This is a genomic window from Brevibacillus sp. SAFN-007a, from assembly GCF_051967035.1.
Taxonomy (GTDB): domain Bacteria; phylum Bacillota; class Bacilli; order Brevibacillales; family Brevibacillaceae; genus Brevibacillus.
In genome coordinates, this window is record NZ_JBQCKK010000012.1 from 1 (window position 1) to 13,306 (window position 13,306).

Below are 13,306 nucleotides of genomic sequence, written 5' to 3' on the forward strand. Positions count from 1 at the left end.
TTCCCCATAAAAAATCCCTCCACAGTAGACAGTACAGACCTTTCTTTTGCCTGTCTACTATGGAGGGAGCATATCAACGAGGAGTCTCTCCTTCTTTTTTGGCGAAGCAGGCCGACGATCAGACTGTATGGCAACAGGCCGCAAGACCCGCTTGTCTATGGTACAATAGAGGGAAGAGAAAGGGGCGATGATGAGTGAGTCCGAACATTCATGCCCATCGGCTGCGTGTACGCTATGGCGAGACCGATCAGATGGGCGTGGTTTACCATACGAATTATTTGAACTGGTTTGAGGTGGGACGAACCGAATGGATCCGCAAGGCGGGGCTTACCTACCGCGAACTGGAGGAAAGAGGCGTGCTGCTTCCGGTCACAGACGCCGTTCTGTCTTACAAAAAGCCTGCTCGCTACGACGATGTGGTGGAAATCCGGACGCGGATCAAAGAGCTTGGTGTCGTCCGCCTGGCGTTTGCTTACGAGATTATCCGCGTGTCGGACGGGGAGCTGCTCGTGTCGGGCGAGACGATGCACGTGTTTACGAACAAGGAGCTGAAGCCGATTCGCTTGGCCAAAACCGAGCCGGAGATTTACGCCTGGCTGGATGCCCAGTATAAAGGAGGGGAGTAACATGCTGCGCTATCTCATCATCCTGATCGTCGTCGGATTTGGATTGGAGCTGTGGGGACTGATTACGGTCGGTTCGCTCATCGGCGGCTGGAATACGGTGTTGTTGGTCATCCTGACAGGACTGCTCGGGGCTTGGCTGGCGAAGCAGCAAGGTGTGCAGGTGCTCCGCACGCTGCAATTCCAGCTGTCGCGGGGGCAGATGCCGACAGAGACGATCATCGACGGTGTGCTGATCCTTGTCGGCGGCATGCTGCTGCTCTTGCCCGGCTTTGTCTCCGACGTCATCGGCTTGATTCTGCTTATTCCGTATACCCGGATGATTTTGCGCCACCTGCTGAAGCAATGGCTGTGGTATTTGATCTCGTCGGGGCGCATTCGCTTCTTTTTCCGCAGATAACCTGTTGTCACCAAAAAAACCGCTTCGAGCGACGGCCTCACGGCTCGCCCGAATGCGGTTCTTTTTTCAGGTGCGTTTTCCCCGGATGTACAGCCAAATGTCCACGAACACGTTGGCTTTGACCAGCGCGTTAATCAGCACGAGCGAGACAGGGCCGATAATCAGGCCCAAAAACCCGAACAGCTGGAGGCCGACGAACAAAGCGACCAGTGTAAGCAGCGGATCGAGGCCGACGTTTTCCGCCACGACCTTTGGCTCGATGATCTGGCGGAAGATGAGGACAACCGCATACAGGATGGACAGGCCGATGACCATGGTGTAATTGCCTTTGAAGAACAGGTAGATGATCCAGGGAACGAAGACGGTTCCCGTTCCCAGATACGGCAAAAGATCGACCAGGCCGGTAATCAGTCCAATCGTAATCGCATACTCGACGCGCATGATGAGAAGTCCGACGATCACGATGGCGGCGGTCAAGGAGATGAGCGTCAGCTGCGCCTTGAGAAAGCCGAGCAAAGCGCCGCGCAAGTCGCGGAAAATCTGGTCCAGCCGATGGTTGACGCCGCTTGGCAAAAGACGGCGGAAGCGCGCTTCCCAGAGGGAAAAGTCTTTGGAAATGAAAAACGCGCCCATGATGGAAATGACCAATACCGTCGCCATGTTCGGCAGCGAGACGAGCAGATTTTTCAAGCCATCCAGGAAGCTGACGATCAGGTTTTGGCCGGCATGGGTGATGGAAGTAATGCCGCTTCCGACCGTATTGCTGATCTTGTCCTTGTAGTTCGAATCAAGCTGGTCGTAAATCCATTGCGCCTGATTGTAGATACCGAGCAAAAAGTCCTGCGAGATCGTTCGCTGCAAATACTCGGACAGCTCCTGGGCAAATCCCGGCAGACGCTTGGCCAGCTCGCCAATCTCCACGACGGTTTCCGCAACGACCAATGTCGCCAGCCCGATAGCGAGCAGCATCAAAACGAGCAGGGCGAGGGTTACCGACAGCCAGCGCGGAATCTTGAACTTTTTCGTGACGAAGGTGACAGGCTTGTGGATCAAGAGCGCGATGACTAAAGCAATAAGAAATGGGTAAAGTAAGGGTGTTGCGAACTGAAACAGCCGGATTCCTACATAAACAAGCAGGCAAACCCAGAAAAAGCGAATGATTTGGAAAAGACGCTCTACCCAGTTTTCCTGATTCAACAAAGGTCTCCTTTCTGCCGGAAAACAGCACACAAATACTTATGGAACTATTATGCAGCATGGCGGACAACGGGGGCAAGTTCGTGAAAAAAACAAAACCGGGTTTCATCCTTTGAAACATTTTTTTGCCAAACTTATTCACAAAATCGCAATAATCTTTTATAATTGGGTCGACTTATAGTGGATTCTTTTCTCTCGCCTCTCCCCTTGGCATGACTAAGGATTTGCGCGGATTTATTCCTGACAAGAGTGGTGGATGAAAGAAACCGCTGCCATCAACTTCATATTTGCTGTGGATTACGTTGTTTATCCGTCACAAGGACAAGCGAAGACTGGATAAGCGCTACTACTTGAGTGGAAAAGGAGAGGGAGTTCTATGACAACAACACGTGGACTAGAAGGCGTCGTTGCCGCTCAATCATCGATCTGTTCGATCGTCGATGGGGTTCTTTGCTATGGCGGGATCAACATCGATGAGTTAGCCGAACATGCAACTTTTGAAGAGGTTGTATACTTGCTCTGGCATGGAGCGTTACCGAAGCGTGATCAGCTGGACGCTTTGAAAAAACAATTGGGTGAAAATGCAGTTGTGGCAAAGGAAGTACTGGAGAGCGTTCGTCACTATCCCAAAGGCGTACACCCAATGGCAGCGTTGCGCACAGCTGTCTCTTCGTTAGCGCTCTACGACCCGGAAGCGCAAGATATGTCTCCTGAAGCCAACTATCGCAAATCGATCCGTCTGATGGCCCAAACTCCTACTCTGATTGCTGCTTTCGAGCGCATGCGCAAAGGTCTGGAGCCTGTTGCTCCGCGTGCAGATTTTACCATCGCGCAAAACTTCCTCTACATGCTGACTGGCGAAGTGCCAAGCGAAACAGCCGTGAAAGCGTTTGACGTTGCGCTGGTTCTGCATGCTGACCATGAGTTCAATGCATCTACCTTTGCTGCTCGCGTAACCGTAGCCACCCTGACCGATATCTACTCCGGTATCGTCTCTGCCATCGGCACGCTCAAAGGTCCTCTGCATGGCGGCGCCAATGAAGCGGTTGCGAAAATGCTGATGGAAATCGGCAGCCTCGACAACGTAGAATCCTACATCCGCTCCAAGTTGGACAACAAAGAGAAAATCATGGGCTTCGGACACCGCGTCTACAAAGATGGCGACCCGCGTGCCAAATGGCTGAAGCAAATGTCCCAAAAGCTGACGGCGCAAATCGGTCGTCCAGAGCTGTATGAAATATCTGTGAAAATCGACGACATGATTTCCAGGGAAAAAGGACTGAAGCCAAACGTGGACTTCTACTCCGCATCCGTGTACATTTCTCTCGGCCTGGAAACCGACCTGTTCACACCGATCTTCGCCATCAGCCGCATGTCCGGCTGGACGGCTCACATCATGGAACAGTATGAAAACAATCGCCTGATCCGTCCGCGCGCGGATTACACCGGTCCGGTCAACCGCCACTACGTTCCGATTGACCGCCGCTAAATTCTCGCTATTTTCGATCGTGGAGGGCAATCGGTTCAGCTCTGGCTTACCCATCCCTAAGCGCAAGCTTGAGAACTACCACAAGAAGTGGTAGTTCTCCTACGTCTGGAAATAATCATCATCACCTATTATCTTCACCACTGGAGGGATTCTTGTGTTCAAACATCTTACACAACCAACTGCCGGCGAAAAAATCACGGTTGATAACGGCAAACTGGTCGTTCCAAACAACCCGATTATTCCTTTCATCGAGGGCGACGGTACTGGTCCTGACATCTGGAAAGCTTCCGTTCGCGTGCTGGATGCAGCGGTAGAAAAAGCATACAAAGGCGAGAAAAAAATCGCTTGGTTCGAAGTGTTCGCAGGTGAAAAAGCGTTCAACCAATACAACGAGTGGCTCCCGGAAGATACCTTGACAGCCATTCGCGAATACCTGATCGCCATCAAAGGACCTCTGACTACTCCCGTCGGCGGCGGTATCCGTTCCATCAACGTAGCGCTGCGCCAAGAGCTGGATCTGTACGCGTGCGTGCGTCCTGTTCAATATTTCGATGGCGTTCCATCTCCTGTCAAACATCCTGAATTGACAGATATGGTGATCTTCCGCGAGAACACAGAAGACATCTACGCCGGTGTCGAGTGGGCAGAAGGCACTCCAGAAGTGAAAAAAGTGATCGACTTCCTGCAAAAAGAAATGGGCGTGAAGAAAATCCGCTTCCCAGAGACTTCGGGTATCGGGATCAAGCCTGTTTCCAAAGAAGGTACGGAGCGTCTGGTTCGCGCAGCGATCAACTACGCAATCGCCAACAACCGTAAATCCGTTACCCTCGTCCACAAAGGCAATATCATGAAGTTCACCGAAGGCGCGTTCAAAAGCTGGGGCTATGCAGTGGCGGAAGCGGAATTCGGCGACAAAGTGTTCACATGGGCACAATACGACCGCATCAAGGCAGAAGGCGGCGACGCTGACAAAGCGCAAAAAGAAGCAGAAGCAGCTGGCAAAATCATCGTAAAAGACGTGATTGCGGATGCGTTCCTGCAACAAATCCTGACTCGTCCGGCTGAGTACGATGTAGTAGCGACTCTCAACCTGAACGGTGACTACATCTCCGACGCGCTGGCAGCCCAAGTTGGCGGTATCGGTATCGCGCCAGGGGCTAACATCAACTACCTGACTGGCCATGCGATCTTCGAAGCTACTCACGGTACAGCGCCAAAATACGCTGGTCTGGACAAAGTGAACCCGTCCTCCGTGATTCTGTCCGGAGAAATGATGCTGCGTCACCTGGGCTGGAACGAAGCGGCTGACCTGATTATCGCATCCATGGAAAAAACGATCTCTGCCAAAACAGTCACTTACGATTTTGCTCGCCTGATGGAAGGGGCAACCGAGCTGAAATGCTCCGAGTTTGCTGACGCGTTGATTCAAAACATGTAAGATAGAGCTAGTTTGGCAACGATAACCTTACATTTGGAGGGGAGTTAAGTCATGGCATTCAACCGTAAAAAAATCGCTGTTATCGGCAGTGGCTTCACTGGTGCAACCACAGCATTTATTTTGGGGCAAAAAGAACTGGGCGACATCGTACTGGTTGACATCCCGCAGTTGGAAAACCCAACCAAAGGGAAAGCGTTGGATATGATGGAGTCATCTCCGGTACTGGGCTTCGATGCCAAGATTACAGGGACGGCCAGCTACGAGGACATCAAGGATTCCGATCTTGTCATCATCACCGCAGGGATTGCCCGCAAGCCCGGCATGTCCCGCGATGATCTCGTGAACACCAATGCCGCCATCATGAAATCGGTTGCGGAGCAAGTGAAGACGTATGCACCGAATTCGATCGTGCTCGTTCTTTCCAACCCTGTTGATGCGATGACTTATACCTTCTACAAAACGTCCGGCTTCCCGAAAGAACGCGTAATCGGGCAATCCGGCGTGCTGGATACGGCGCGTTTCCGTACCTTCGTGGCGATGGAGCTGAACGTCTCGGTTGAGGACGTGACAGGCTTTGTACTCGGCGGACACGGAGACGACATGGTTCCATTGGTACGTTACTCGTATGCGGGCGGAATCCCGCTGGAGACGCTGATTCCGAAAGATCGTCTGGATGCCATCGTCGAGCGCACCCGCAAAGGCGGCGGCGAAATCGTCAACCTGCTCGGTAACGGTTCCGCCTATTACGCCCCGGCCGCTTCGCTGGTGCAGATGGCAGAAGCGATCATCAAGGACAAAAAGCGTATCCTGCCTTCCATTGCGCTTCTGCAAGGCGAGTACGGCTACCACGACCTCTACCTCGGCGTACCGACTTTGCTCGGAGCAAACGGGATCGAAAAAGTGATCGAGCTGGAGCTGACTGCAGAGGAAAAAGCTGCGCTCGACAAATCGGCTGATTCCGTGCGCAATGTCCTGGCTGTGTTGAAATAGTCAGCTTCATCGATAGGAATACACATAACCAAGGACGCCTTTCTTCGTGAAGGGCGTCTTTTTTCAAACCCTTTGACCCGCTTTAGCCTCATTCCTCGCCACCACCAAAGCTGCGATCAAGGAGTTTTACCAGTAACAGAGCCGAGTTGAACCAAAACCTACGACGAACGCAGCCCTTTTCGAGGCATACTACTCCAATGAACGTTCAGCAAGCTCACCACAGACAATCGCAAAACACCTTTACAAAAAAATTACTTGTCTTCCGGTTTCCGCATTGGCAGACTGAGAGGTGTACAGAGAAGAAACAAACCAGAGGACGAAGTGCAAACAACGAATCTGCTGCATCGCATTGTAGGGGGAAACGGACAAGATGATTAAGGTTTTGGTAGTGGATGACGAAGTTTCCATCGTGAAGCTGCTGCAATTCAATCTGGAAAAATCGGGGTTCCAGGTAGTGACTGCCTTTGACGGCAGACAGGCGCTCGACATGGTGAAAAGCGAGCAGCCCGATTTCATCATTCTCGACTTGATGCTGCCGAAAATGGACGGCATGGACGTCTGTAAAACATTGCGCCAGGAGCGCATTAACACGCCCATTCTCATGCTGACTGCAAAAGATGACGAGCTAGATAAAATTTTGGGCCTGGAGCTGGGCGCTGACGACTACTTGACCAAGCCGTTCAGCCCGCGCGAAGTAGTGGCCCGTGTCAAAGCCATTTTGCGGCGTATTCAGGCAACCCCGGAAGCGGTGGTTGCTCCGGAAGATGTCGTGCTCCAGTTTGGCGACATCCGCATCTACCCGGAAAAGTACGAAGTCTTCTGCAAAGATACGAAGGTAGAGCTGACTCCCAAGGAATTCGAGCTGCTCCACTACCTCGCCAGCCACCAGGGACGCGTGCTGACGCGCGATCAGCTGCTGAACGCCGTCTGGAACTACGATTTTATCGGGGACTCCCGAATCGTGGACGTGCATGTAAGCCACCTGCGGGAAAAGCTGGAGGAGGACACGAAAAACCCGCGCTACATCAAAACCGTTCGCGGCCTGGGATACAAACTGGAAGGATAACCAACGGGAGGCACAACCTTGACTCGCTTTCGAATCAAACTCACTCTCACCATTCTGGGATTAATCTCGCTGGTCCTTTTGTTGATGGGGATGTATTTTGCGAAGGTACTGGAAAATTCCTACCTGCAATCGCTGCATGAGCTGTTGTCCCGCGAGTCCAAGCTTGTTGCCCAGGCGGTCCGCTTTCCGAACGTTTTCGACAATCAGGAGACGCTGACGGAACGCGTCGTCCAGGTGGCGCCTTCCGACGAAGTCCGTCTGACCATCATCAACCTGGAAGGCGAGGTGCTGTACGACAACTCCTCCCATGCCAATGAGATGGAGAACCACCACGACAGGCCGGAAATGCTCGCGGCACTCAACGGGGAGACGGGCATATCCCGCCGCTTCAGCGAGACGCTCGGCTATGACATGATGTACGTCGCGGTGCCCGTCGAGCAGGGGGCACGCATTGTCGGTGCCGTCCGGTCGGCCATGTCGATGAAAGACATCACCGATACGATCCACAACATGTGGTACAGCCTCTTGACAGGCTTGCTGGTGACGCTTGTCGTCGGCTCGATTGTGGTGTCGCGCATTTCCTTTTCCATTATTCGCCCCATCGAGGAAATTACGCGCGTCGCCCGCAACATTACCCAGCGCCAGTACGAGAGCCGGGTACGGATCAAGGCCAAGGACGAGATCGGCCAGCTCGCCGGCGCCATCAATTTCATGGCTTCCAGCCTGGAACAGCAAATGTACGAAATCTCCGAGAACCAGCAGCGGCTCGCCGGAGTGCTGACCAACATGACGAGCGGGGTCATTTTCATCTCCGAGCAGCGCAGAATCATGCTCGTCAACCCCGCCGTGGAAAAGCTGCTCGGCACAGCCGGGCACGAACTGGTAGGCAAGCTGCACATCGAGGCGGGCAAAAGCTTCGGCCTGTCCCAATACATCGACAGATGCCTGGACAAAAGCGAGAAGTTTCGCCAGGAGATCCACATTTACTATCCGCAGGAGCGCGTGCTCGACGTCAATTTTGCCCCGTACATCAACTTCAAAGGGGAGTCGCGAGGCGTCGTCGTCGTGCTGCACGATATCACGGACATTCGCCGTCTGGAAAAGATGCGCAGCGACTTTGTCGCCAACGTCTCGCACGAGCTGCGGACGCCGATCACCTCGATCAAAGGGTTTACGGAAACGCTGCTCGAAGGAGCGATGTACGACGAGGAAACGTGCCGCCATTTCCTGCAAATCATCGCGGATGAGAGCGAGCGGCTGTACCGGATGATCCGCGACATTTTGGACTTGTCCAAAATCGAGCAGAAGCGGATTCCCCTGCATCTCAGTCGTGTGCATGTCCAGGAGCTGATTCGCCAGGCCGCGGCGATCATGCACGAACAGGCGTTGAAAAAGCAACTGAAGGTGACGCTGCCGGACAGCCAGCCGGACCTTTGGCTGACGACCGACAAGGATTGTCTCCAGCAAATCGTCCTGAACCTTTTGACCAACGCGATCGCCTACACGCCAGAAGGGGGCGAAATCACAATCCGGACAGAAGCAGACGACGAGCACGTGACGATCCAGGTCGTCGATACGGGCATCGGCATTCCGGAAAAAGACCTCACGCGCATTTTCGAGCGCTTTTACCGTGTCGACAAGGCACGCAGCCGCGACTCCGGCGGAACGGGGCTGGGCCTTGCGATTGTCAAGCACCTCGTGGATAACCTGCACGGCCAGATCGGCGTAGAGAGTGTGGAAGGAAAAGGCACCACGTTTACGGTCACTTTGCCGTTTGGCTGAAAGATTTACACAAACAAAATAGTAGCTTTACCCGAGCCATACAATCCCCTTGTACTATTTGTCGTGTTAGACATAATGAAGGGGGACGAGAAACATGTCGCGGCACGTTTTCGAAGAGCAGCTGGATGGATTGCATCGCAAGCTCATGTCCATGGGCACATTGGTGGAAGAAGCCATTCATAAATCGATTAAAAGCTTGGTGGAACGGGATGTTCAACTGGCGGAACAGGTCATTGCCGCCGATCCGGTTATTAACGAGATGGAGCAGGAGATTCAGAGTGAATGCTTCCGTCTGATCGCTTTGCAGCAGCCGGTAGGGAGCGATCTGCGCCGTCTGGGGACCATGCTCAAGCTGGTGACGGACCTGGAGCGGATGGGCGATCATGCGGTCTCCATCGCCAAAACGACACGCCGCCTGATGGCTGAACCGTATATCAAGCCGCTGATTGACATCCCGTTGATGGCCGATCATGTCAAGGCGATGGTGCGAGACTGCCTGAATGCCTATATCGCCCGCAACAAGGAAGCGGCAGAAGAGATTGCCGCTCGCGACGATATCGTCGACAAGCTGTTTTCCACCATTTTCCGTGACGTGATTGAGGTGATGACCAAAAACGGAAGCGCGATTTCCCAAGGGACGCATCTCTTGCTGGTGGCGCAATATCTGGAGCGGATTGCCGATCACGTCACCAACATTTGCGAGTGGATCATCTACATGTCCACCGGCAAAATGACCGATCTGAACAAATAACCCCCCCCCCCCGGCGCGAGCAATGCCAGGGGGTACACGCCAAAAAGTCGCTGCGGGCCGTATCCAGCCTGCCGCGGCTTTTTCCTGTCATGACAGACGCCTATTTCCTCCTGGCTGCATACACTACAACGATTCAACCCCATTTTCAGCACAAGAAGTACGGGAGGGAATGGCATGGCAAAACAAGAACGCCACATATACGCCGCAGGCAATACGGCGCGAGGATACAAAACGTTTTTCGATTCGGTTCTGCAAGGGATGGAGCGCGTCTACATTCTGTCGGGAGTTGTGGAGGGGGTCACCTCCCCGCTCATCGAAGCCATTGGCAAGGAGATGTCGCGCAAGACAAATCAGGTGGAGTGGATTCACTCTCCGTTTGTGAACGGGCAATACGACGGCGTGATTTTTCACGAGTGGAAGGTCGCCATCATGGACGGCAGTTATCCCCGCTTGTGGAGACCGACGGCGCCGGGAGTCACGGACATCCAGGTCAATTTGCAATCGGCGGTGAACACGGATCAGCTCGCGCCTTACAAAAGACACATCGCGGCGTGGTACGAGGATATTTTCACCAAAAGCGAAGCGGCCTATCAGGCGTTCGGGGAGGCGCTCCGCATTCACGATGAGTGGGAAGCGCCCTACATCGACAACTTGAACCGCGAAGAAGCGAACCGGGTTACGGAAGAAGTCATCGCGCTGTTTTTCGGCGAGGAAAAGCTTGGCAAAAAAGCACGGGTGCGCAGGATGTACCTGGGAGCCGCCACGCCGCGAGGACCTGTCGATCACATCATGAAGCTGACAGATTCCTTGCAGAAGCGCTATTTCATCAAAGGCCGACCGGGATCAGGCAAGTCGACCATGCTGAAAAAGCTGGTAGTCGAAGCGGAAAATCGCGGCTTCGACGTAGAGGTGTACCACTGCGGGCTGGACCCGCACAGCCTCGATATGGTGATCGTGCCGGAAAAAGGGCTGGCTATTTTCGACAGCACCGCCCCGCACGAATACTTCCCCAGCAAGGAGACAGACGAAGTGATCGACATGTACAAGCGGGCCATCGCTTCCGGTACGGACGAGAAGTATGAGGAGGAGCTTGCGGACATCAAGGCTCGCTACACGCAAAAAATCAAGGAAGCGACAGCGTCCCTGCTCGCTGCCAAAGAACTGCGCGATCAAGTGAACAGCGTCTATGCCGAAGCCGCGGACCAGTCCAGGCTCAAAGCGGTCGCCCAGGCGATCATGAGCAGACTGGCGCGGATGGGATAAAGACACAGCGCGTGACCGCATGAAACCCGTTCGGCTGCTCATACTACAGGAAGGAGGTGAGCGGCCGGATGGGTTTTGCTTTGACTCTGGCGTTGCTTTTGCTAGCTAATCCTCTCGACCCGACCAACTTTTTGCACGTCGAGTTGGGAGACAAAACGGTAGCCATCCTGGACCGAGCGGATTATACCTTGCCTGTCGACGGGATCCCTGTCGTGGATGACGACCGTTTGCAAAAAGCGATAGACGAAATAGCCAAAAAAGCGTATGTAGCGCCGATCAACGCGACCATTAACGCGCACGGCGCCATCGTTCCGGAGAAAAAAGGCCGAAAGCTGGACGAGGCTGCTTTTTGGGTGCAGTTTTACCAGTATTACTACGGTCAGGGCGCTGCGACCTTGCAAGCCTCCTACCAGGAAGTGTATCCAAAGGTGGACAAGGCTCTCCTCAGCCAGGTCCGGAAAAAAGTAATCGGGCAATATGCCACGTACTTCAACTCACGGAACAAAAACCGCTCCCACAACATCCAGCTCGCTTCCCAGGCGATCAACAACTACGTCGTATTGCCGGGAGAAATCTTTTCCTTCAATAAAGTGGTCGGCCAGAGGACGAAGGAAAAAGGGTACCTGCAAGCGCCCATCATCGTCAGAGGGGAGCTGTCGGAAGGGATTGGGGGCGGGATTTGCCAAGTATCCTCGACCTTGTTCAATGCGGTAGATAAGGCAGGCTTGCACATCATGCAGCGTTATTCCCACAGCCGGAACGTCGCCTATGTGCCTCCTGGCCGGGATGCGACCGTGAGCTGGCACGGCCCGGACTTTGTCTTCCAGAACAAATACGCGTACCCGGTCATGATCCGGGCCATCGCCGGAAACGGGACCATGTACGTGACGGTGAATTCGTTTCCCGAGATCGAATACGAGCCGCGCCACGTGCCGAGCGTGCGCCAGAACACGCCGGAGGAAGGGCCAGCAAGTCCTCACGGCATCACGGAACCAACCTTGCCTTGAACAGAAAAGGCAGGTTGGTTTTTTGATGGACAGATGGGCAGCGGAGCGTCTCGCGAGCAGAGTCGCAGAGAGTCAGTTTCTAATTACCTAGTTAAAATTTAACCTAAAGAAATAGTTGCCACGGAATCAAAAAAGTCGTATAGTGTTTCCTGTGATAAAAATTTCGTGTCCGAAATATTAGGTAGGAAAGGAGTGCATCATGAACAAGCCTTTGCATATTCGGGAATTGCTGAAGCGTCTGAACAAGACGTTTGCGGCGATGGCTACGAAGGAGCTGAGCAAGTACGGCTTGACCGTTCCCCAGCTCATGGTCATCCGGCAAATTCATTGCGATCCCAAGACGATCGGCCAGCTAAGCAAAGCGCTCGATCTGTCGTACAGTACCGTTTCCGGCATCATTGATCGACTGGAGAGGGAGCAGTTGGTCGAGCGCGTGCGCGATGACAAGGATCGCCGCGTCGTCTGGATTCGGAAAACGGAGAAGATTACAGAGCTGTTTGCCAAGGTTGACTTTTTTTCAGAGGAATTTTACAAGCGTATTTTCCAAGGGTTTTCGGATGAAGACCTGGACGGCATTATTTACTCGATGGAAACGTTGATTGCGAAACTAGAAGAGAAAGAAAGCTGAGGAGAAACCATGAAGCGAAAACTGGTATTGTATGTCATTTTGCTCCTGTTTGTCGTAGGGGGCGGGGGCATCGGTTACTACTACTGGTATCAGGGCGAGCATTACGTAACGACACAAGATGCCAGAGTGGCAGGGGATATTTATCGGGTCATGCCCAAAATGACAGGCAAGCTGACTGCCCTCACTGTCAAAGAAGGCGATGCGGTCGTAGCCGATCAGATCGTCGGGCAACAAGACACCACCAACCTCGCGACCAACCTGTTGGAAAACAGCGTGCTGCGTTCTCCGATCACCGGTACGGTCATCAAAACCCAGGCGAAGGAAGGCGAGATTGTTTCCACGGGACAATCCGTTGCGCTCGTGATTGACGAGAGCAAGCTGTACATCTCCGCCAACCTGGAAGAAACCGAGATCGCGCGATTGAAACTGGGACAAAAGGTAGAAATTACGCTGGATGCTTACCCTGGGAAGCAGCTGACGGGCCATCTGATGGAGATTGGAAAAGCGACCAACTCCACGTTTTCCCTGATGCCAGCCGTAAACACAAGCGGGAACTTCACCAAGGTTACCCAGCGAATTCCGATCAAAATTGCCATTGACGACACAGCAGGTCTTCATTTGGCTGCCGGTTTGAATGCCGAGATCAAAGTGCAAGTGAAGGAGATGTAATTT

13 protein-coding genes are annotated in these 13,306 nt (G+C 53.4%); 12 read left to right on the plus strand and 1 reads right to left on the minus strand.

The genetic code is table 11. The features are described from left to right. Positions 1 to 194: 194 nt before the first annotated feature. Entirely contained in the window at positions 195 to 626 is a 432-nt protein-coding gene (locus ACTHO6_RS13675; protein WP_440242138.1) for an acyl-CoA thioesterase, read from the plus strand. Position 627: 1 nt separating this feature from the next. Next, positions 628 to 1,023: an FxsA family protein gene (locus ACTHO6_RS13680; protein ID WP_440242140.1), complete on the plus strand. Its 396-nt coding sequence runs from the start codon at positions 628 to 630 to the stop codon at positions 1,021 to 1,023. Between the two features lie 66 nt (positions 1,024 to 1,089). Here ACTHO6_RS13680 and ytvI read toward each other — a convergent pair whose 3' ends face one another. Then, entirely contained in the window at positions 1,090 to 2,220 is a 1,131-nt protein-coding gene (gene ytvI / locus ACTHO6_RS13685; RefSeq protein ID WP_440242141.1) for a sporulation integral membrane protein YtvI, read from the minus strand. Positions 2,221 to 2,596: 376 nt separating this feature from the next. Here ytvI and citZ point away from each other — a divergent pair, with 376 nt between their 5' ends. From citZ to ACTHO6_RS13735, 10 genes are all read left to right on the plus strand, one after another. Further along, a complete protein-coding gene (gene citZ / locus ACTHO6_RS13690) occupies positions 2,597 to 3,709 on the plus strand; it encodes a citrate synthase (RefSeq protein WP_440242144.1) in 1,113 nt (370 codons plus the stop codon). A gap of 154 nt (positions 3,710 to 3,863) precedes the next feature. Continuing rightward, positions 3,864 to 5,147, plus strand: coding sequence for an NADP-dependent isocitrate dehydrogenase (icd, locus tag ACTHO6_RS13695; RefSeq protein ID WP_440242145.1), 1,284 nt, complete (start codon positions 3,864 to 3,866; stop codon positions 5,145 to 5,147). Between the two features lie 51 nt (positions 5,148 to 5,198). Further along, on the plus strand, positions 5,199 to 6,137 hold the full coding sequence (mdh, locus tag ACTHO6_RS13700; RefSeq protein ID WP_440242147.1) for a malate dehydrogenase: 939 nt from the start codon (positions 5,199 to 5,201) through the stop codon (positions 6,135 to 6,137). 370 nt (positions 6,138 to 6,507) lie between these two features. Then, a complete protein-coding gene (locus ACTHO6_RS13705) occupies positions 6,508 to 7,203 on the plus strand; it encodes a winged helix-turn-helix domain-containing protein (protein WP_440242149.1) in 696 nt (231 codons plus the stop codon). 18 nt (positions 7,204 to 7,221) lie between these two features. Then, the gene (pnpS, locus tag ACTHO6_RS13710) at positions 7,222 to 8,985 is read left to right on the plus strand and encodes a two-component system histidine kinase PnpS (RefSeq protein WP_440242151.1); all 1,764 of its coding nucleotides are present in this window, start codon (positions 7,222 to 7,224) and stop codon (positions 8,983 to 8,985) included. 94 nt (positions 8,986 to 9,079) lie between these two features. Continuing rightward, a complete protein-coding gene (gene phoU / locus ACTHO6_RS13715) occupies positions 9,080 to 9,736 on the plus strand; it encodes a phosphate signaling complex protein PhoU (RefSeq protein ID WP_440242153.1) in 657 nt (218 codons plus the stop codon). A gap of 174 nt (positions 9,737 to 9,910) precedes the next feature. After that, positions 9,911 to 10,999: a PRK06851 family protein gene (locus ACTHO6_RS13720; protein ID WP_440242154.1), complete on the plus strand. Its 1,089-nt coding sequence runs from the start codon at positions 9,911 to 9,913 to the stop codon at positions 10,997 to 10,999. A gap of 68 nt (positions 11,000 to 11,067) precedes the next feature. Beyond that, positions 11,068 to 12,006: a VanW family protein gene (locus tag ACTHO6_RS13725; protein ID WP_440242156.1), complete on the plus strand. Its 939-nt coding sequence runs from the start codon at positions 11,068 to 11,070 to the stop codon at positions 12,004 to 12,006. 199 nt (positions 12,007 to 12,205) lie between these two features. Further along, positions 12,206 to 12,634: a MarR family winged helix-turn-helix transcriptional regulator gene (locus ACTHO6_RS13730; RefSeq protein WP_440242157.1), complete on the plus strand. Its 429-nt coding sequence runs from the start codon at positions 12,206 to 12,208 to the stop codon at positions 12,632 to 12,634. 9 nt (positions 12,635 to 12,643) lie between these two features. After that, complete coding sequence (locus tag ACTHO6_RS13735) at positions 12,644 to 13,303, plus strand: efflux RND transporter periplasmic adaptor subunit (protein WP_440242158.1); 660 nt, start codon at positions 12,644 to 12,646, stop codon at positions 13,301 to 13,303. Positions 13,304 to 13,306: the final 3 nt, after the last annotated feature.